The sequence below is a fragment of the Chitinophaga sp. LS1 genome (genome assembly GCF_034274695.1).
Taxonomy (GTDB): Bacteria; Bacteroidota; Bacteroidia; order Chitinophagales; family Chitinophagaceae; genus Chitinophaga.
This window is the reverse complement of the sequence record NZ_CP128362.1, coordinates 7953783-7974771: the sequence shown is the minus strand read 5'-3', so window position 1 is coordinate 7974771 and position 20989 is coordinate 7953783. Positions and strand designations below refer to the sequence as shown.

14 protein-coding genes are annotated in these 20989 nt (G+C 40.0%); 10 read left to right on the top strand and 4 right to left on the bottom strand.

Annotated elements, in window-relative coordinates:
* Positions 1-10: 10 nt before the first annotated feature.
* The gene (locus QQL36_RS32670; RefSeq protein WP_321568143.1) at positions 11-2986 is read right to left on the bottom strand and encodes a SusC/RagA family TonB-linked outer membrane protein; all 2976 of its coding nucleotides are present in this window, start codon (positions 2984-2986) and stop codon (positions 11-13) included.
* A 214-nt stretch (positions 2987-3200) separates the two neighbouring features.
* Here QQL36_RS32670 and QQL36_RS32665 point away from each other — a divergent pair, with 214 nt between their 5' ends.
* Together QQL36_RS32665 and QQL36_RS32660 are read left to right on the top strand one after the other, a co-directional pair.
* Positions 3201-4799, top strand: a complete 1599-nt coding sequence (locus QQL36_RS32665) for a DUF6377 domain-containing protein (RefSeq protein WP_321568142.1) — start codon at positions 3201-3203, stop codon at positions 4797-4799.
* Between the two features lie 186 nt (positions 4800-4985).
* Positions 4986-6782, top strand: a complete 1797-nt coding sequence (locus tag QQL36_RS32660) for a 3'-5' exonuclease (protein WP_321568141.1) — start codon at positions 4986-4988, stop codon at positions 6780-6782.
* Between the two features lie 134 nt (positions 6783-6916).
* On the opposite strand, the gene QQL36_RS32655 is transcribed toward QQL36_RS32660, so the two are convergent.
* Together QQL36_RS32655 and QQL36_RS32650 are read right to left on the bottom strand one after the other, a co-directional pair.
* A complete protein-coding gene (locus QQL36_RS32655) occupies positions 6917-7687 on the bottom strand; it encodes a hypothetical protein (RefSeq protein WP_321568140.1) in 771 nt (256 codons plus the stop codon).
* An 83-nt stretch (positions 7688-7770) separates the two neighbouring features.
* Entirely contained in the window at positions 7771-9105 is a 1335-nt protein-coding gene (locus tag QQL36_RS32650; RefSeq protein WP_321568139.1) for a hypothetical protein, read from the bottom strand.
* A 277-nt stretch (positions 9106-9382) separates the two neighbouring features.
* Here QQL36_RS32650 and QQL36_RS32645 point away from each other — a divergent pair, with 277 nt between their 5' ends.
* The gene (locus tag QQL36_RS32645) at positions 9383-10222 is read left to right on the top strand and encodes an SGNH/GDSL hydrolase family protein (RefSeq protein WP_321568138.1); all 840 of its coding nucleotides are present in this window, start codon (positions 9383-9385) and stop codon (positions 10220-10222) included.
* A gap of 299 nt (positions 10223-10521) precedes the next feature.
* On the opposite strand, the gene QQL36_RS32640 is transcribed toward QQL36_RS32645, so the two are convergent.
* Positions 10522-11577, bottom strand: coding sequence for an ISL3 family transposase (locus tag QQL36_RS32640; protein ID WP_321568137.1), 1056 nt, complete (start codon positions 11575-11577; stop codon positions 10522-10524).
* 165 nt (positions 11578-11742) lie between these two features.
* On the opposite strand from QQL36_RS32640, the gene QQL36_RS32635 reads away from it, so the two are divergent.
* The 7 genes from QQL36_RS32635 to QQL36_RS32605 all read left to right on the top strand — a co-directional run bounded on the left by QQL36_RS32635 (position 11743) and on the right by QQL36_RS32605 (position 20757).
* Positions 11743-11940, top strand: a complete 198-nt coding sequence (locus tag QQL36_RS32635; RefSeq protein WP_321568136.1) for a hypothetical protein — start codon at positions 11743-11745, stop codon at positions 11938-11940.
* A 1445-nt stretch (positions 11941-13385) separates the two neighbouring features.
* Positions 13386-13928 carry a reverse transcriptase domain-containing protein gene (locus QQL36_RS32630; protein ID WP_321570572.1) on the top strand — a complete coding sequence of 181 codons (543 nt, stop codon included), beginning with the start codon at positions 13386-13388 and terminating at the stop codon, positions 13926-13928.
* Positions 13929-14325: 397 nt separating this feature from the next.
* The gene (locus QQL36_RS32625) at positions 14326-16737 is read left to right on the top strand and encodes an outer membrane beta-barrel protein (RefSeq protein ID WP_321568135.1); all 2412 of its coding nucleotides are present in this window, start codon (positions 14326-14328) and stop codon (positions 16735-16737) included.
* Between the two features lie 24 nt (positions 16738-16761).
* Positions 16762-17832, top strand: coding sequence for an alpha/beta hydrolase (locus QQL36_RS32620; protein ID WP_321568134.1), 1071 nt, complete (start codon positions 16762-16764; stop codon positions 17830-17832).
* Between the two features lie 166 nt (positions 17833-17998).
* Positions 17999-19015 (top strand): methyltransferase, encoded by a 1017-nt coding sequence (locus QQL36_RS32615; protein WP_321568133.1) that lies wholly within the window; start codon positions 17999-18001, stop codon positions 19013-19015.
* Between the two features lie 19 nt (positions 19016-19034).
* Positions 19035-19973, top strand: a complete 939-nt coding sequence (locus tag QQL36_RS32610) for a glycosyltransferase family 10 domain-containing protein (protein WP_321568132.1) — start codon at positions 19035-19037, stop codon at positions 19971-19973.
* Positions 19927-20757 (top strand): FkbM family methyltransferase, encoded by an 831-nt coding sequence (locus tag QQL36_RS32605; protein WP_321568131.1) that lies wholly within the window; start codon positions 19927-19929, stop codon positions 20755-20757. The genes QQL36_RS32610 and QQL36_RS32605 overlap by 47 nt, the downstream gene beginning before the upstream one ends.
* The last annotated feature ends 232 nt before the right edge of the window (positions 20758-20989 follow it).

Genomic DNA, 20989 nt, shown 5'->3' with positions numbered 1-20989 from the left:
GTTGTCTTTTTTAGAAGGTTACCTGTAAGCCGCCCAGGAACTGGATTGTAGCCGGATAGAAATTCAAATTACCTTGTACCCCGGGTGTTAAACCGTTCACGGGATACAGGTCAGGGTCACCACCTTTGAAGCTGGTGAAAGTGTGCAGGTTGCTGGCAGCAGCATACACCCTGAAGGCTTGCATGAATTTGGATTTGACAGCATGGCTGTAGCCCAGTGTCACATTATCAATCTTAACAAATGAACCTGATTCGAGGAAGTAATCGGAGGCCAGTGATAATGTAGATGAACTGGTCAGCTTCGCATATTTACTACCCGGATCGTAGGCAGAGCGCAATGTATTGGCATCTGTTTGTGTAGCAGGCGTACCGAGGTAGAATGCCTGCATATTGAAGATCTTATAGCCAAAATTGCCACGGAAGAAGATGTTCAGGTCCCAGTTTTTATAGGTGAATACATTACCCAGTGAACCGGTAAACTTAGGCAGACCATTGCCTACAAATTGTTTGTCATCTGCATTGGCATTGTTGGCGGTGACGATAGTACCATCTTTTTTATACACCAGCAGTGCACCATTTTCATCTACACCTGCTGATCTTAACATATAGAATTCACCGATGCGGTGGCCTTCCTGCACACGCTGAATTGTACCTGGGCTACCGGGAGCTGGTAATCCTGCCAGATCGAGGTAAGGAGAGCCCTGATACACCTTGTTGGAGAAAGAAACGAACTTGTTATTATTAAGGGCGGTGGTGAAGGAGATATTATAATTGAAGTCACTTTTCCGGATGACCTGTGCATTCAATTGTACTTCCAGACCGGAGTTCTTCATAGTACCCACATTGGTGAATGTTTGTGACTGAGAGTTCGGTGGCAGTGGTACGTTATAATATCCTAACAGATCTTTGTTTGTACGTACATAGTAGTTGAGTGAACCGGATAAGCGGCTATTGAAGATATCGAAGTCGATGCCTGCGTTAAAGTTGATCGCTTTTTCCCAACTCAGGTCGGGGTTCACATTCTGTGAAGGGCCGTATACCTGGTAGGTAACACCATTGAAGGTGAAGTATCCATAACCACCATAGAGCAGCAGGGAAAGGTAGTTACCGAAATCCTGGTTGCCAGTGATGCCGTAGTCAGCTCTCAGTTTCAGGTCGTTGAGCCAACTGATCTTATTTTTCATGAAGTTCTCGTCAGAGATACGCCATGCAAGGGATACGGCAGGGAAATTTCCCCATTTATTGTCAGTACCGAACTTGGATGAGCCTTCGTGACGAATGCTGGCAGTGAGGATGTATTTATTATCAAAGTCATAGTTGATCCTGCCAAAGAATGCTGCAAGGCGGGAATCATTTTGAGTAGAGGATACAGCGCCCTGGCCATTGCCTTTGTCGCCACCATTCCAGGTACCGGAACCCAGGTTGTTCCACTCAAAAGTATCGAATGGGAAATCGTAGTTGTTGGCACTGAATTGCTGGTAATTGAAATAACTATAGGAATAGCCACCCAGTAATTTGAAATGGTGTTGGTGATAGTTGAGGCCATAATTGATGGTCCATTCAATATTCTGCTGATCGTTGTCCACCTGCTCCTGTGAGGCATAGTTTGTTTTAGTTGTTTGCCCTGTATGCACGATGGTGGTCATGGTAGACGGACGGAAATAAAGGTTCTTGTAAGAGGATTTAATATTGGAGATGGTCGCTGTAGAATACAGGTTCTTGAGGATGTTCACTCTTACAGAACCGCTCATATCCAGTTCTCTTATCTCAGCCTGACTTTTGATCAACCGGGCATTTTCAACAGGGTTGTTGGAGAAGAAACCGGTGTTGAGATAATGATAGCCGGTACTGTCGTACACGGGTTGAGTTGGATTGAGCGTTATCGCATTATTAAAATTGGATTGATCGGCATTGCTGGTTTTCATATACCGGGGCGCCACATTGAGCGCCACTGTATAGACATTACTCTTTGAGGTATGGTTCACATTCAGACGTGCGCCATATTCCTTTTTAGAGGCACGAAGGTCAATACCGGTGGCATTCCGGTAGTCGGCAGAGGCAAAGTAGTTATCATTTGCGGTACCGCCGGAGATCTGCAGGGTATGCTTCTGGCCGTAGGTAGGATTGCGGGTTACGGCTTTCATCCAGTCAGTATTGGCGCCGTAGTCGATACCCATGGTTGGGGTGGCATTGACGCGATATTGCCGGAACTCGCTGGCAGTGAGCACGCGGGGAGCCATGGTGATTTTGTCCAGGCTCACGTAGCCATTGTACACCAGTTTTGAATCGCCTGTTCCCTTTTTGGTGGTGATGATGATCACGCCGTTGCTACCGCGGGTACCATAGATGGCAGATGCGGCACCGCCTTTAAGCACGTCGATAGATTCGATATCATTCTGATTAATGTTATCGATATTACCGCCGGGCACTCCATTGATGACATACAGTGGCCCCAGACCTGCGCTTCGGGAAGAAACGCCTCGTAGCTGGATGTTGGGAGAGGAGTTTGGATCGGCGGTGGCAGTGTTGGTGATGGTCAATCCCGCTACTTTTCCCTGTAGGGACATGAGCGGGTTATTGCCTGCGACGGCTTTTAGTTCGTTCGCGCTCACGTGGGTGATGGCACTTGACACTTCCTTTCTGTTCAAAGTACCGTAGCCGACGCTGACCACTTCGACACCTTTTAGTTCCTGGACATTTTGGACCAGTTTTACCAGTAGGGTGTTTTGGGTGGAGAGCCGGACAGTTTGCGTGAGGTAGTCAATGGAAGAAAAAGTGAGGGCCTGGTCAGCTGTACTAATGCTTAATACAAATGAACCGTTGGCGTCGGTGGTGGTGCCTGCCTTGGATCCTACCACCCGGATCGTTACGCCTGGCAACGGATCGTTGGTAGTAGAATCAATGACTTTGCCGGTGATCGTCCTGTTTTGAGCAAAGGATGTGTATCCAAGCAGAATAAAGATTAGACAAAAATAATTTTTTAGCATAACGGAGTGCTTAATAGTAGAACGTGGATAAATTTTTTAACATCGCTGCAGCGGATCAAAATAAATCACTAATTAAGCGACTTGTATTGCCGGGGGAGATGGTGGGTGAAAAATCTAATTGCTTGTTGTTGATAATCAGTGTGTTGGTAGTGTTTTGGGGTGAAAAAATCTAAGGGGTTTCAGGACAAAAAATGTACTTTTAGGGTACTTACATATGAATAGAATAACATTTATAGCCGTTTTTGTACTGGCATTTTTTCAGGGGTATGCACAGCATATTGATGCAGATAGTTTGGTGGAGGTGCTTAAATCAGAGTTGAAAAAAGAGAACAATTTTGACCTGACGAGGATCAATAGGATAGGAGATTTGCGGTCTTCATTGCTTCGTGCGGACAGCAATGATTTTACGCTGCAATATGATCTTTGTTCAAAAATATATGAGGAATATTCTTCTTTTAAATTTGATTCTGCATATGTGTATGTAAAGAAGATGGTGAGCCTGTCAGAGCAGTTTCATCAAAAGGATCTGTTGATTGAGAGTGAGATCAGGTTGGGGTATACTTTATATTTTTCCGGATTTTATAAGGAAGCGTTTGATGTAATTAGAAAAATTGATACGAGCAGGTTTACACAGGCGCAATGGAGTGATTATCTGACTATGCGGGCGAGGTTGAATCAAAGTATTGCGGATTATGACAACGATCCATTTTTTTCGAAGGGATATTATGAGCAGTCGGATCTGGATTTTAGAATGGCGCGGGTGATTACGCCGGTGAATAGTTTTGAAAAGAAGATTGACCTGGCTTTTTTGCCGGATTCATTGAGGCATAAAAGTCTGACCCCGGACTATTTTTTCAATCTGATCATGGAGCAGCGGTTGTCACCTCATGGTATTGCAATGGTGGCTACGCGGATAGCGGCTGCTTATAACGGGAAGGATAAAGTACTTTTTTTGGCGTTGGCGGCGATTGGGGATGTACGGTCTTCAACGAAGGAGACGTTGGCTATATTCCTGTTGGCGCAGGAGTTGTATCATATGAACCATACAAATGACGCTTATATATTTATGCAGGCAGCGGCGCGCAATGCCAATTTTTATGGGGCGAAAAACCGGGCAGTGCAGATAGAGTCATTGTTGCCGCTGGTGGCGGGGAAAGTGATAGATGAGAAACAACATCAGCGGGATAAGTTGTTGATTGGCTTTTTGACATTTTTGATAGTGGCGGTGGTGTTGTTTTTCCTGTTATTTATTTACAGGAAGCAGCTATTGCAGATAAGGGCCAGCGAGCTGATGATCAAGGAGAAGAATGCGCAGTTGGAGCATGTGAATGAACAGTTGTGGGAGTCGTCGAAGATAAAGGAGGAATTGATCGGGTTATTTTTTAAGACCTGTTCATCTTATATAGAAACGTTGGAGAAGATAAAGCAGCATACATTGCATAGTATAAAGCTGAAGAAGTATAATGAAGTGAACGATCTGATGAAGGGGATTCATATTAATGAAGAGAAGGAGAGTTTGTATAATATGCTGGATAGTGTTTTTTTGACCATGTTCCCGAATTTTATAGCATCCTTCAATGCGTTGTTGAAAACAGAGGACCAGATCTGGCCGAAGTCGGGCGAAACGCTGAATGCGACGTTGCGCATATTTGCATTGATGCGGTTGGGGATTATTGAGCATGAGGCGATTGCGAAGATCCTGGATTATAGTGTAAGTACTGTGTATACTTATAAGACCCGGATCAAGTCGCGGGCGTTGGTACCTGCGACTGATTTTGAGCAAAAGATTATGGAGATTAAGTTTATTAAATAACCTTGTTGGGTAGCAGACACATTTGCATTGTCGAAAAATGGTTGAATAATGAACAGCTTCTTATAAAAAAGCTGTTTCATTAAAATTTACCTTTAATTCTCAAATAAATAAATTTCTGGCTTTACCTGTGTGGATATTTATCATATCAATTTTTTTATTTCAGTGTTTAGCGGGAAATTCGCGATTATGGAACAAGGGAATGGCTATTCTTCAATAAAGCTGACTAAAGAGCAGACTGCTATTATTCAATCAAGGGGCAGTGTCCGGATCAATGCCATTGCGGGATCCGGCAAGACTACGACTATAGTAGAGTATGCTGCGTCGAGGCCCGGCAATCCTTCCATATTATATCTTGCGTTTAATAAATCAGTCAGGTTGGAGGCGACACGTAAGTTTGAAGCAAAAGGGCTTTCAAATGTACGGGTAGGGACTGCGCATTCATTGGCGTATAAGCAAATTGTATTTGCACATAAATATAAGGTAAGAGGGCAGGGGTATAAGAATGGAGAGATTGTGGATATGTTGCGATTGAAGGGGAATGGAGAAAAGCACAATGAATATGTGATAGCGACGCATATCAATAAATTCCTTTCTTACTATTGTAACAGCAGTACGGTAAAGATCGTGGAGCTCAACTATCTGGAAACGCTGACAGATAAGGAAGCGGTAGCGTTTGTGACAAAGTTTTATACCACCATAGAAAATGGAACGCGGGCGATTTTAAATAAAATGAATACGGGGGAAATAGAGATCACCCATGATTTCTATTTGAAAAAGTTCCAGTTGGTCAATCCGATCTTATATTACGACTATATACTTTTTGATGAAGCACAGGATGCTTCCGGGGTAATGCTGGATGTGATCCTGAAGCAGGAGGCGACGAAAGTGATAGTAGGTGATGTACACCAGCAAATTTACGGATGGCGGCATGCGGTGAACTCATTGGAGAAGGCTCATTACGATTTACTACGGTTATCGACAAGTTTCCGGTATGTGCAGGATGTGGCTAATCTGGCATCTGAGATCCTCTTTTGGAAGAATCACATGGCTGAAACGCAAAAGGTCTCCATTTTTGGCAGGCCAAAGCCTGTGAAGCTGGGGAACCTGAAGGCAACGATCGCGAGAACGAATCTTGGGTTGTTGCTGAACGCGATAGATTTTATTACGGATAACCCGAAGGTGAAGCATATTTATTTCGAGGGGAATATCAATTCATATACCTATGCAGATGATGGTACATCATTGTATGACGTATTGAACCTGCAGAATGGGAATTTAGACAGGGTGAATGATAAGGTGGTGAAGTCAATGCGGAACCTGGATGAGCTGGAAGAGTATATAGAAAAAACGGAGGATGTGCAGCTGGCGACGATGGTGGAGATTGTAAAGGAGTATGGGAATGAGATCTTTGCAATCATGAAGAAGTTGAAAGCTTTGCATGTAGGGGATGAGGATCGTCATAAGGCAGAGATGATCTTTTCAACAGTGCACAGGGCGAAAGGGATGGAGTATGATACGGTGTACCTGGTGAATGATTTTATTGCAGAGGAGAAGCTGAAGGAATTGAATAAGAAGGAAGAGGCAGATGTGGATCGGTTGATGGAGGAGGTGAACCTCTTATATGTTGCGGTTACAAGGACCAAGGGGCAGTTGAATATTCCTGAGACGCTCGTGCCTGCGGGCTTTCCAGCCTCGCCTTATATCAATGTATTGAAGGTGAAGGCAGAAGGGAATCCTTATAATAATGTCAAGACTTCTTCACTGAGAAGAATTAATAAGCATACGTCTACGCCCGAAAAGGGTATTATTAAGAAGAGAGCAGCGTTGAAAGAGGCGGCGAAGCCATGGTCGGCAGGGCAGGATGAGGAGTTGAAGATCATGTTTGAGAAGGGGATGCCGGTGAGCAGGCTGACGGTGTATTTTGACAGGACGAAGGGATCGATATTGGAGCGGTTGAAGCAATTGGGATATTATTTGGATTAATCAATGGTGGATACGGTATCTGGAGTATTTCATGGGAATGGGAGTAAGGTGAGGAATAGGTATTGGGGGGTATTGTTTGAAGCGGAATAAATAAGTGTATTTTTTGAGGCATCGCATTTGTGATGCCTCAATTTTTACTTTGCTAATACAGGCTTACCTCCATTTTCGGGATAATAAATTTTCAGTGATTCACTCGCTTTTGGCCCAAGCCATATATAGTTCTGTTCATTGTACTCGCGGGTAGCTGTTTCATCCATCACCACAGTATCCATGTCAATTGTTAGCACGGAAAATGGGTCATAGGTACCGATATCGACAGGTCCGAGGCTATCTATAGTTGTTCTGCCATATAACTCCACCCATCCTTCACGACCTAGTAATGTTAATTGACCATCATGATTGATATCCTGCAATTTCATAGGGGTTTCAAATGCGTTGTCAAAAACCATTTTAAAGTGAGCTCCTTTACCATAGATAATATTGAAATCTTCTCTTCCTGCCCCATAGATATATCCAAATAGCAATATTGCGAACTGGTTGTTGTCTTTGTAAACAAAGACAAGGGGAGAATTGACGGCATTCTGGTTTTCTTTCAGGAACGATGAGTCTATAGTGTCCCAGGCGCCATCAGTTTCAAAAGTTTTTATGTCTCCACCATTTAAGGCGATTTCAATCTGTTGAAATGTGCCGGGATCCAGGGGAGGGCCAGACATCGTGATGGTATCTATTTTACCATCATTATTAAGGTCGGTAGTGATGACGGCATGGAATTTTTTGGTGGGTTGTAATTCAGTGATAGCATTTTCAAACGGGTGGGTGCTATCATTGCGTATTCCTTTCTGCTGTGGAGCTGATTGACATCCGTCAATGATGATCAGGGATAAAAGGAGATAATATGGGTTCATAGCGTGGCAAATATACATTTATAGGCTTATTTTTAATTGAAGGTCTTTGGGGGCATCAAAAACGGTCTAATTGAATAGTGGTTCTAATTTGCATAAGCTAATCTTTTTTTCATTGCAGTCATAAGCTTATTATCTTCCTTATGTGTTACTTCTATTCTGGCAACAAGCAAAGGTGTCGCTTCCCTAATAAATTTAGCAACAAGATTTTTCCATTTATCATTGCTTATCAATTTGCCGATTTCTTTAATGATTAGTAATTGAAGGTATAAACCAATTTCTGTTGCCTGGAGCAGTATATTCTTAGCGCTATATTGATAATATGTTTCATCCACACTACGGTAATATTCTGATGTTGTAAAATTAGAATATGCGAAGTCACTTAGATATGTATCGAGGAATTTATGGATTATTTTATCTTCCGGATAGGGGGATAATTTAACCAGATCGATTAGTGCTACAGGTTTATTGTTGGGCGTTTTAAATATAGGGAGTACTTGTTTCGGATTTTTATTAAGGTATGCCATTGTAAGATAGTTCCGATATATAGCGTACAATAATACCATAGCGTCTTCAGGGGTTCCTTTGTTTATCAGGGCGGAAAATGCATTGAAGCTTTTACAACACTTAGTAAAGGAGAAGAATTGGTAATCGTGCAGATATTGATCGGTAGTGGGGTGTTTGGTAATTGCTTTAATACTTCCAAACATATCAACGGTTTGCTTATACAGTGCAATAAAAATGTTGATGTATTCTTTGAAAGAATAGAAAAGACTACCTGTAGTTATTTGAATGCGAAGCTCATGCTCTCCGCCTGATTTTAATTGGTCCAGTGAAGAATGAACCCGGATGACATTAGGATTATTTTCATCAAAGATCTTTTTGAATGATTTTAAGGCTGACTGGAGTTTTTGCTTTGCTTGTTTATATTTTCCTTCCTGTATAAAGTAATGAGCGGCTAATTCATCTAATTCGGGACTTGCATTCGTTACTTGCTGTGCTTTTTCAAGATTAGCTCTTCCTTTATCAAATTGATGTAATTCAAATTGAGTCGATGATAAATGAATGAATAACTCCGGATGGGGATTTTCCGGACATGCTTTAATGCCGTTAATAAATGCCTGTTGGGCCAGTCTGAATTTGTTTTTGGCCTTTAGTATTATTCCTATTGTATGGTAGGAATATGATACGAGAGATGGGGCCGTCTTTGAATGGATGAATTTGTTCCCTTTTTTCCAATACAATTGTGCTTTTTGATAGTTTCCTAAATGATAGAGGGTATTAGCCAGGTGAGTATATGCCTGGGCTAAAGAGTCGATATCATTGTTTTCTTTTAAAGTTTTTATAGCCTGTTTGGTCGTGGCAATTGTTGCTTTAAAGTCATCATTAGCAATATCAGGTAATTGGAATCTGGATGTCAATTTGGTGAATATTAAGGATGTTACGAATGAAATTCGGTGGTGGAAATGAAGGTATCATTTTTCAGATGAAAAAATTTATTCTTTAGTAAAGTTAGGAGTCATAATAGTTTGGGTCTTAGCAGATTTTTGTTCGTGAGATGATTTTCAGGAAATTATTAAAATTTCCGGACATGCTTACATAGGAATCATGCATAAAATTAGTGGAGCAGGTAATATTCATGTCAAAAAGTTTGCAACCATAAAAATATATGTTACGTATATATGTAAAAAGAATGATATGAAAGGGTACAAACTATTTTCCCTATTACTCCCTTTTTCACTGGTGCTGAGTTCTTTTATGCCACAAAAAGAAATTACCTGGACAGCGATTGGCGATTCTTTTACGTATTTAAATGACCACCTGGAAGAAAGTCAGAACCGGGTTGAAAAAGGATGGATAACAAGAACAACAGAACTGGTGCCAGGCCTGACCTATATCAACAAAGGTCAAAATTATCTGACAAGCGTTGAAATTGCCTATAAAATTGATGATTTGGATCTGAAGCCATCAGATGTTTATACGATATTCCTGGGTACTAATGACTGGTGGTTGGGAGTAAAAACCGGTACATTGGAGGATTATACTAACAACACCGGGATTGCTACTCTAAGTGGGGCTTTCAGGGTGATTATTGACAAATTACGTAGCCTTAACCCCAAAGCACATATTATACTGATGACACCTATGCAGCGTGGCGATTTTGTTTACATTCTCAATCATAATTTCAGTAGCTGGGGATCATATAAAGATCAGGAGGGACAGAGTCTGGAATCTTTTGTTAATGCGGTGAAAGCAATTGGTAAGAAAGAAAACCTGGAGGTAGTGGATCTTTATAGTGAACTCAGGTTGGGGATAGCACAGGCAGTGAAGTTTAAATATCTCAGGGATCCTTTAACGCGCGAGTACAAAGAGTATACTTATCCTGATTATATTAAAATACCATTTACTGTGGGAGATGTATATCCTTATCCTAAGGAAGCGATAGATGTTACTTATGATGGGATACATCCTTCAGATAAGGGAGGGGCGATTATTGCGGAGATACTGGCAAAGGTGATAGGTAATATTCAGTTTTAACTATTTTTAAACTTTATTTAAAGTTAAAATGAATTGTTTGCATATAATGACGCTGATTTGATATCCACCGACCGATCTTTTAACATAGTTATTAATTCTCTCTCTTCCGTAGATAATTGATCAGTTTTTCGGTATAATAATAGACTCACTTTTCTTGCTGACCAGTAGGGTATTGAAGATGAAGATATAATTGGGTAACGTTTTCCTTTCTGATATCCTCTCAGATGTTCGTAAAAGACACTCTTACATCCTTTATATCCTTTCTCTTTAACTTCATTCCATAACTCAATAATTTCACATCAGGATCCTCTCAACCTGGATTTTAAATGATCGACATACTTAGTTAAGTTGCTTCTGGAGGGTATTTTTGGAGGAGGCTCATTAAGATGCAAATACTTTTTCACAGTATTCCTGATTGCTCCAACCAGTCTGGCAATGGTTCTTATCGGTACGCCGTCTTTATAATATGCTTTGATTTGCTGCAGCTGAGAAAATCTCTTAGGTGTTTTACCAGAGGAGGATTTTGTCAATGTTTGATTCCCTAACTCCAAATTTTCATTGGCATCCATTGCCTTTATCAAGAGTTGTGGTTTCATACTTTGGCGGGTGCGTTCTAATAATTTGATTAAGGCATCACCCATATTCTTGATTAAATGCCAGCGATCTGCAATTTGATCTGCCTGGGGAGCACCATTTGAAACACCTTTTGCATACCTGGCAAAACGATCTCGTGTTACAATTTTTATATAAGGCCTTTGTTTAAACCAATCTTCCACAGTTTTGGATTCGCGATCTGGTAGTAGATCGATAATCTTTCTTGAATTTAAATCAATTATTGCAGTACCATAATTTTGCCCTTTCTTATATGCCCAATCATCTATTCCTACTGCATTTGTCTCAAGATTTTGAGGCATTTTTTGTTTGTGTATTAATCTGATAAATGTAGAACTACTCGTTGCAATATTCAGGGTATTAGATAATCTAGCTCCCATATTTCCACCAACTAATAATGCTATATTCAATAATTTCTTACTTAATCTATTCGTGACCCGGCTATATCTGGAAAATGCGTTCTTTAGAGGTTCAACAAAAATCTTTCTAGCGCAAGCTTCGTTCTCACAATAAAATTTTCTGCATTTTAGTTTTATCAGTACTTTATTATCAAATACAGGCAAATCCCTAAATGATCTGTGATAGTAACTATGCAGTCTTGTCGACAAAGCATTACAAAGAGGACATGATTGAGATCTTTTCCTGCTCCTCATGAATATTGTAATATGTCCTGCATCAATTTTATATTCTAATAAATCAAGCTCCAACGCATCATAATCAAATATTAAGTTTTGTGACCACATGGAATTTATTCTATATGTTACCTTCGCTTTCAGTACTTAACATTAGTAAGCCACCAAAAGTGACGAAGAACCAACATACTCCGGAATTTACAAGTCCGGCATACAGCTGGACTGTTGCTACCTTTTTTTAATAATTTCAGTTTAAAATTTAAATGTCTGTTCTCCATGCACAGAATGTTAACTTTATGCATTGCATTGTTTTTTACATTTTCTCTTTTAGCCCAATCAGCATTACAGGTTAAAAAAGACTCAGTTAAAGTAAAAAAAGCTGAACTGGTGATCGAAAACAGTACAAAAGATTCACTTGGTTTCCTTTACAACAATGGAAGTGGGCAAACTTCCTTTAAAAAATCTGCCTCGTAAACATCGGCGATTCCGCACTGACTATTCACCTGCCTCAGCGCTGCTGCCGTTACTCCCTTATTCCCATTTCCATCCGGCAAATACAAATCCTGCATAAAATCTCCTTCCACCTCAAGTCCACGTTGATGCCGTCGCTTCTACGGTATAATCAGTACTATTAGTGTAATATTATCCGTTGTTTATATGATTTTACCATTATTTCGTTCCCTTGTGCAAAAACAGCCCATTCACAAATATTTTACTTGCTATTTAATTTTTGAAATTCTATTTTTGGTTCCGCGAAATGATACTTGATTAGTTTATGCGGAAAGCAATTAAACTTACACGTTTCAATATTTCATGATTATGATAAACTCAATGCCATTATTTTGTTGCCTTTTGCATTGAACTCAATAAACCAGTTTATCAATATTATTTAATGTATAAAAAATATTTGTTTACCTGGTATAGATACAAACATTATAAGGTTATCTATATCCTTTACGATGGCTTTTAACCTAACCATTAATTGGATCTCCATGTAGATATGAAAGGTTTATGAGGGGGGAGTTTTGCTTCAAATCAACACCTGTTTAAAGGATGGATGTTCGTCTTGAAATTTTTATTGATCTGCAATACACATTGCGGAGAGGAAGTCACATGCCTGTAATATGGAAACATTGTATACTTTATACAAACTATTATTTAAAGATGGAAACACATTTGCCACAACCCAATACCCCTGCGCATGATTTATCCAAAATAATCAATGCTGCAGAATTAGAGATGTGCGTCCAGCAAAGGTTTCTTAGTTCCAGTGGATGAAAGTTTCACCCGGATAAAGGTTAACAGTCCGGTAGTTAAATGGCAGACTATATTGGGAAACTGTAATATCTGAAGCCCATTGATAAACCTTGTTAAGCAAGGGTACGAGTTTACAGGCCGTAATGAAAGTAAATTCATAGGTAGCCCCGAAATTAGTGGTTCCATAAGGCAGAGTTCCTAACTCTAGAATGAAGGCAGCATAAAGTACTTTGAAAGTTAGCTGAAACGGCCCTTTACGATGGTGGGGTGTTAGCAACAGCATGTAAACAAGGGATTGAGAAGCAACTGGAGAGGTCCTCGCCGCAAAATCTGGAAACAGATGGAATAGCTATCCAGTATAACCCAAAAGGAGAAATCTGGTGAACGTGGAAGGGAGTCGGAAAGGTTCATACTAGCGAAGAAACTTCGTAACTGAAGTAGAGTGAAGGGACCTTACTATTAATTAATCTTTCAACAAAAGAGAGGCAAGGGAGAGATGAAAAATACTCCAATCACATTGCAGGATCTGCGAAGAATGGTATATCAGCAGGTGAAAATGACACCCCAACATCGTTTCTGGGGGGCTATATGTTCATTTATTTAAAAGGAGTACGCTTGAAGAAGCCTAAAGGCAGGTATGCGCGAGTGCTGGTGCCGCAAGAATAGATGGCAAAAGTTTTGAAGACATAGAAACCAGGGAAGGAATCAATACTTTCCTCAATGAAATCCGACAGTCCCTTGAAAAGAGGAGTTATTTACCGGAACGCAACCGGGAGGTTTCTATCCCCAAATCGAATGGGAAAACGAAGATCCTAGGTATACCAACTATCAAATGTAGAGTAGTACAAGCTGCACTGAAATTGATATTGGAACCAATTTTCGAATCAGATTTTCAACCTGGTAGTTTCGGCTACCAACCAGGAAAGAAAGCAGGAGATGCCATTAATCGAGTGAAAGAAGGATTACCCAGTGGGAAGACCCGAGTGATTGACCTTGATCTTAAAGATTATTTTAACACAATCCGTCATCATATTTTACTAAGAGAAATAGCAAAACGTATAGGAGACGGGGAAATTTTACATCTAATAAAATTGATCTTGAAGGCAGGAGGAAAACAAGGGGTTCCACAAGTCGGCATGCTATCTCCGTTATTATCCAATATTTATCTCAACGAGATTGACAAAATGGTTGAACATGGAAATTAGCAAAACTCATTCTGTATATACCAATCTGGAATATACCCGTTGGGTTGATGATATTATTATTTAGTTTGATATGAACAGTAATGACCTTTCAGGCAAACTTTATTTTGAACATAACCCATCAAATATTGTAATGACGGACCATGACACAGATTGTAAATTTGATCTGACAGTATATGTAAGCGAATTTACAAACACGATTAAAATTGATTTTACGTTTAACAGGTCAGTATTTACCAGGCAGCAGATTCGGATGATGGGTCAACTGTATCGCGATCTGCTGAAAAAAATAATCGTTAGTTGAAAAATTTTATATTGAATTCCCTTGATAATGCCTTATTTCATGACTAAGAACAAACTTTTGAATCAATTATTTAGATTGAAATTGAATTTTGTATTAATGCTCTTATGCATTTTATCCGGAAACCTTTACGCGCAGAATCACCCTCATACAGTAGGTGGAAATGTGAAAGATGAAAATAACCAACCCATTCCTTATGCTAGTGTGGCACTACTAAGCCTGGTGGATTCTTCCATTGTCAAAATGGCTATGGCAGACAGTGCAGGACATTTTTTATTTACAGATGTGGCCAGGGGAAACTATCTGCTTGTAGCCAAGATGATAGGCTATACTGATAATAAAGATACGAAGGTCGCTTACCTGGATGAAAATTCACCACTTATACTGGATAATATCTTATTGGCGCAGGAAAGAAAAACGATTAAGGAGGTGGTCGTAACCAGCCGTAAACCAGTGATTGAGGTAAAGCCTGATCGTACGGTTATCAATGTGGCCGGTACTATTAATGCATCAGGTACATCGGCTTTTGAATTACTGAGGAAATCACCCGGTATAAGGATCATGAATGAGGATGATATACAGATAAATGGGAAAAAAGGCATGCTGGTGTATCTCGACGGTACACTTGTAAACCTGAGTGGAAAGGAATTGTCAGATCTGTTAAAACATATTCAGTCATCCAATGTCGCTACGATTGAAATTATTACCAACCCATCTGCAAAATACGATGCAGCAGGCAATGCAGGTATTATCAGTATTAAAACGAAAAAGGATGTGAACGTCGGGTGGAATGGTACTGTAAGCCTGACAACCAATTTTGGCCGTTATATGCCTAAATATGATGCAGGCGCCAGTTTGAACTATCGTAGTAAGAAAGTGAATGTATATGGGAACTATAATTTTGCGAATAGTAATAACAGAACAAGCCTTGAATATTTAAGACAGCAGGCGGACGTGAATGGTGAAAATACCCATTTCGACCAGTACTTTACCAACCTTGTACATAACAGAATTCACAATTTTAAAGCCGGTGCTGATTTCTTTGCTACAAAGAATAGCCGTTTCAGTCTGATGATGGATGGCAATATTGCAGATTATTCAGCAAATTCAAACAGCACGACCAGCATTTATCATACAGGCAGAGATTTGGATTCTCAACTGATTGCCAATAATAATCAAACAAAAAACAGTAAACTGTTCAGTTATACCGGTAGTTATGGTTATTCCGATTCCCTGGGAAGGGAGCTGAACATTGATGGTAGCTACATGACATATAACATGGATGGAACAGGCTTCCAGCCGAACTATTATGAGAATGCAAAAGGTGAGGTAACAAGCAGTAACATATATAGTAATACAAGTGGTACTAAAATTAAGGTAGCATCCGGTAAAGCTGATTATTCCCAAAAACTCGCCAGTGGCGTATTGAGCCTGGGGGCCAAGATTAACTATGTGCAGGCTAATAACCGGCTTGATTATTATGATGTATTTGAAAGTGCAACCGTTAGAGATACTGGGCGTACTAACCAGTTTACCTATCATGAAAAGGTGATAGCAGGTTATATAGATTATCGGATTAAAGTATTGAGTAAGCTGTCAATTGCGGCAGGTCTGCGTACTGAACACACACAGGTCGATGGCCAGCTGAATACCCTTACAGCCAATAAGGTGCAGTCCGTGGATAGTCAGTATATTAACTTCTTCCCGAATCTGGCATTAGCATTTTCACTGGACCGTAACAATGAAATTGGCCTGATATATAATAAGCGTATAGACCGCCCTGCTTATCAGGATTTAAACCCATTCGAGTTTGTATTGGATGAGCTGTCTTATGTAAAAGGTAACCCGTTCCTGAAGCCGCAATTGTCTCAAACGGTGAAGTTGTCTCATATCTACAAGCAGATGCTGACAACTTCTATAAGCTATACTGATACACGTGATTACATTGTAAGGTATAGAGATACAATCACCGCCGGACGGACTTTTCAAACCAATACAAATTTAGCGCACCTGTATACTCTGAATCTGTCAGCCACTTTCCAGTATTCACCAGCGCCGTGGTGGGACTTCAATTATACCCTGAGCGGATATCGCCAACAGGTAAAGGGCCGCGCAGGTCAGACAGATATGGATTTGTCACAGAATACATGGAGTGCATCAGGTAATAATACTTTCAGATATAATAAATGGAGCCTTGAGATTATTGGATTCTATAATTCACGATTCCTGGATGCACCGGCGCTCGTGAACAGCCAATGGACTGTAGATGCTGGTATACAAAGGAAGATTCTGAAGGATGCAGGTACTTTACGTCTGAGCGTATCTGATATCTTCAATTCGCTGGAGTTCAGCCTGAAACGTGATTTTGGTGGCCTGTATTATGTAAACAGAAATAAGTGGGAAACCCAGCAGGTAAAAATTGCTTTCAGCTACAGATTTGGTAACCAGAAAATAAAAGGTCCAAGTAATCGTGATAATGGACTGAACGATCAGAAAAGACGTATGAGATAATACTTAATTGTAAAATTAGATCAAATGGTAAAAGCAGGACCAGTTGCATTGAAACGTATATTAGGGGCATTCCTGATAATGTTGCTTTTGCGGTCAATAAACAGTATTGCACAAACAAATGGGCATGGTACCATTGTTCACCTGAGATTCGTGGCTGCTTCCATAAAAGGAAACCCGGCAGGAGAAAATGCACTGAGACGTGTAAGTATATACCTGCCTCCGGGATATGATAAAAGTAGTGCCAGATATCCTGTTGTCTATTGCTTACATGCCTATGATGCCAGTGATAGTACCTCTATGATTGGGATAGGCGAGGCCCTTGATGATGCCATTACTACGCATCAGGTAAGACCAATGATCATGGTAATGCCGGATAGCGAAACAGAATATAGAGGAAGCTTTTATACGAACTCCTCATTTACCGGTAAATGGGCTGATTATATTGCAAAGGATGTTGTTGAACTGATAGATAGCAAATACCGGACTATCAAATCCCGTGATGGAAGAGGTATAACAGGACTGTCAATGGGAGGCAATGGTGCTTTAAAAATAGCCATGCTTTTCTCGGATGTCTTTTCCTGCGTTTATGCAATGACACCGGCTGTACTGAATTGGTCCGACGGGGTAAACATTGGTATTCCAGCTTTTAAACTGCTCTCTGCGGCAAAGTCTAAAAAAGAAGTGATGGATGACTTCAGATGCAGATTGATGGTCGATCTGGGTAGGACATATTCGCCTGATAAAAATAAACCACCATTTTATGCCGATATGCCGGCTTACTATGTGAATAATAGCCTTGTTGTTGATTTGGAAGTGAAGAAAAAATGGGAAGAAAATTTTCCTACAAGGATGATTGAACATCATCTGGCTGCTTTAAAGAGTTTGAAGGCGATTAAATTAGATTGGGGTAGAAATGACGAGAATAAGCATGTACCTGTAACATGCCTGGAATTCAGCAAGCAGCTGGAGCAGTTTGGAATCAAACATTTTGCAGAGGAATATTTGGGTGGCCATGCAGGCAATCTTTCTGGAAGAGATGGAAGATTGTATACAGAAGTATTCCCGTTTTTTAATACCTATTTAAATTTTGAATGATAAAATAGGATAATGAAATTTTAATTTGATTAATTTCCAGGTGTAGAAAGTACACCCTGGTTAATATAGTTAACCAAACCATCATTAAGGTAGAACACAACCTAAGCCACGAAAGGTTCTCTTGCTTTTTAAATGAACCGGATTGAATTAATATAATCTACATGATATGAGTATTGCAATTAAAACTGAGACTTCCCAGGTGTCGGAAGAGGTAGACGTTTTGTATGAAGTATTATGGACGAGAGTCTATAGTTACGTGTTTGAAATTTCTATTAAAACGCCATTATTTAAGACACTGGCACAGCGGCCTTTAACCCTGCAGGAAGTAGCTGATGTTTGTGATCTGGAGATTACCTCTGCAAGAATTTTAGCCCAGTACCTTTGTGGTTTGAAACTGATCAGTATGCAGGACGGACTTTTTTATCCAACGCCCGTTTCAACAGCTTATCTGACCAACCCTGATATCATACGGGACCTTTCAGGATTTGCACCAGAAAGCCTTGCTGCATTTGAAGATCGTTTAAGAAATGTACCACAGCAACCCTGGTATCAAATACGCAACAGCAATGAGAGCGTAACTGGTGTGAGCGGCATGAACCTCGACTTTTTTATCGCTGAAACTCGTCATAACTGGCGTATTGCAAAAGGAAAGGAGTTGAGCATGGCGTATGATTTTTCAAAACATACCCGTTTGATGGACATCGGTGGTGCAAGCGGTGGATGGTGTGTAGGGATCAGAAGTGAAAACCCGCATCTGGAATGTACCATCTACGACCTTCCTGAAGTGGCTGGAATCGTAAGTAACGCTGCACAAAAACTGGGGCACGACGATAAAATCAATATAGTAACAGGCAACATTTTTAGTTATGACCTTCCGGATAATGCTGATGTCATATTGTTAGCGAATGTATTGCATGACTGGAGCGAGTCTGATTGTTTCTTCATACTCAAAAAGGTGTATGATAGCCTGCCTGAAAACGGAGTGGTGTTAATCTATGAATTTTTCCTGAATAATGACTGGAGCGGCCCGCTGGGATCCATGTATCAGGCTATTACCGTATTGGGCCCTACAGGAGAAAGTGGCTGGCAGCCAAGTTATATTGAAATGGAACAATTATTAGAAGCAGCAGGCTTCGTAACCGAAACAGGAAGTAACAATCTTGTTGTTGGGAAAAAATGCTAACCCGAAAATATAAGTAAAAATGAAGCTTTGCAGTATTCTGCTATACAATAAGATATGGAGTATGAGTGATGATCTGTCTAAAGTGCCCGTGAAAGATGGGTTTATTCTGACAGATGATCGTAACCAGATGAATGAAGCAGATGTGGTAGTCCTCCATATGCCAACAATAACAAAAGAAGAATTTGCTGCTATCAAAAAGCGTGCGGGGCAACTATGGGTCTTTTGGACAATGGAATGCGATGCACACTACCAATGGCAATTTACACCTGAAATACAGGCATTGTTTGACATTACTATCAGCTATAAAATGGATGCTGATGTGCCTTTACCCTACATCCACAGTAGCTATAATGAAATGATGCGCAGGCTACCGGTCGATAAGTCACAATTGATCAATGCGTTTATTTCCAGTGATTTTGATCTGAGCAATCGTATTCAATACCTGAAAGAACTGGCCACATACATAGATGTTCATTCTTTTGGCAAAGTAATGAATAACAGAGAGCTCCCCAAAGATGATGGTATTATGACCAAAGCTGGAATTATATCAGGCTATAAGTTCTCCATCGCGTTTGAAAACGCAATCGCTAAAGACTATGTGACAGAAAAATTCTATCACCCATTGATCGTTGGATCAGTGCCGGTTTATTTGGGTGCCCCCAATATAAAGGACTTTGCACCTGGCGAGCATTGCTTTATAAATGTGCATGATTTTTCGTCGGTAAAAGACCTGGCTGATTACCTCATTGAGCTGGATAACGATCCCGTTAAGTATGCTGCTTATCATAGCTGGAAAAATGAGCCTTACAGAAAGGACTTTGTTCAGAAACTGGATGTAGTGAGTAAGCATACTTTTTTAAGGCTCTGTGAGCTCCTCGAAAAAAATAAGCATCACCTAAATAAATACTACCATGAAAAACAACCTGGATTTTTTAAAACCACTACCTATATCGAATAAAGCCCGCCTAGGTAGAAACAGAGATGGCGGTTATGTCGTTTATAACAGAATTATTCCGGAAACGGAAGTGCTCTTTACCTATGGTGTGGGCTGGGAAATATCCTTTGAAGAGGCATTTAATGAAGTGACAGGGAAGAAAGTACTGATGTTTGATCCTACAATGGTGGGTATATATCTACTGGATTGGAAGGCTATACGTAAACATTTTTTTACTTTAAGGTTCTCCCAGATTTATAAGCAGATTACCAGAGGTCTTTTTTTGTATAATAAAAAGAAAGAACTGGATAAAAAAGATGTCAACTTTGTAAATGAAGGTATCAGTGTTACGAAAAAGGAAAAGTATGATACTTTTGCAAACCACTTAAGAAGGTTTAACCAGCAGGATAAAAAGATCTTACTAAAACTGGATATCGAGGGCGGCGAATTTGAGATTTTTCAAAATGATGATATCTATAGTCTGTTAGGAAATGTAAATCAGCTGTTGGTTGAATTCCATGATTTAAAAAACAGGCTGCGTGAGGTGAAAGCAATTATGGAGAGGATTGGAGAAAATTTTGAACTTGTTCATATTCATGCAAATAATGCAGGCCATACTTTTTTACTTTTTGATCTTGAAGATGAGCAGACAGATGTTGTAATGCCAGACCTGATCGAAGTAACATTCGTTAAAAAAGGACTTATCGCCGGGGCCGATAAGATCAACACCCAGTTTACATATCCGGTACCAGAGCTGGATTATCCAAATGACCCTACGAGAAGAGAGATTCTGTTGAAATTTATATAAGCGTATGTTCGTAAGTGTTAGTAATGATGGAAAATGAATATTGCTCAATTTTAGTTTTTTTAGAAAAAAAATATAACTTAGAGGTAGATAATTTGGTTCACATATTACCTTGGTGATGTAGAATGATTAGCCCGTTGATAGTATTGTTGATTGCATCATCAGTTGGATCATTATCTATACTCTTTTGAAATAATTATTTGTCCATGTGTTTTCGTGTTATGTAATGAAGTTC

What these genes read in the sequence shown, in the direction of transcription:
- QQL36_RS32670 (WP_321568143.1), bottom strand. Translation starts at nt 2,986, where the DNA reads ATGCTAAAAAATTATTTTTGTCTAATCTTTATTCTGCTTGGATACACA.
- QQL36_RS32665 (WP_321568142.1), top strand. Translation starts at nt 3,201, where the DNA reads ATGAATAGAATAACATTTATAGCCGTTTTTGTACTGGCATTTTTTCAG.
- QQL36_RS32660 (WP_321568141.1), top strand. Translation starts at nt 4,986, where the DNA reads ATGGAACAAGGGAATGGCTATTCTTCAATAAAGCTGACTAAAGAGCAG.
- QQL36_RS32655 (WP_321568140.1), bottom strand. Translation starts at nt 7,687, where the DNA reads ATGAACCCATATTATCTCCTTTTATCCCTGATCATCATTGACGGATGT.
- QQL36_RS32645 (WP_321568138.1), top strand. Translation starts at nt 9,383, where the DNA reads ATGAAAGGGTACAAACTATTTTCCCTATTACTCCCTTTTTCACTGGTG.
- QQL36_RS32640 (WP_321568137.1), bottom strand. Translation starts at nt 11,577, where the DNA reads ATGTGGTCACAAAACTTAATATTTGATTATGATGCGTTGGAGCTTGAT.
- QQL36_RS32635 (WP_321568136.1), top strand. Translation starts at nt 11,743, where the DNA reads ATGCACAGAATGTTAACTTTATGCATTGCATTGTTTTTTACATTTTCT.
- QQL36_RS32625 (WP_321568135.1), top strand. Translation starts at nt 14,326, where the DNA reads ATGCTCTTATGCATTTTATCCGGAAACCTTTACGCGCAGAATCACCCT.
- QQL36_RS32620 (WP_321568134.1), top strand. Translation starts at nt 16,762, where the DNA reads ATGGTAAAAGCAGGACCAGTTGCATTGAAACGTATATTAGGGGCATTC.
- QQL36_RS32615 (WP_321568133.1), top strand. Translation starts at nt 17,999, where the DNA reads ATGAGTATTGCAATTAAAACTGAGACTTCCCAGGTGTCGGAAGAGGTA.
- QQL36_RS32610 (WP_321568132.1), top strand. Translation starts at nt 19,035, where the DNA reads ATGAAGCTTTGCAGTATTCTGCTATACAATAAGATATGGAGTATGAGT.
- QQL36_RS32605 (WP_321568131.1), top strand. Translation starts at nt 19,927, where the DNA reads ATGAAAAACAACCTGGATTTTTTAAAACCACTACCTATATCGAATAAA.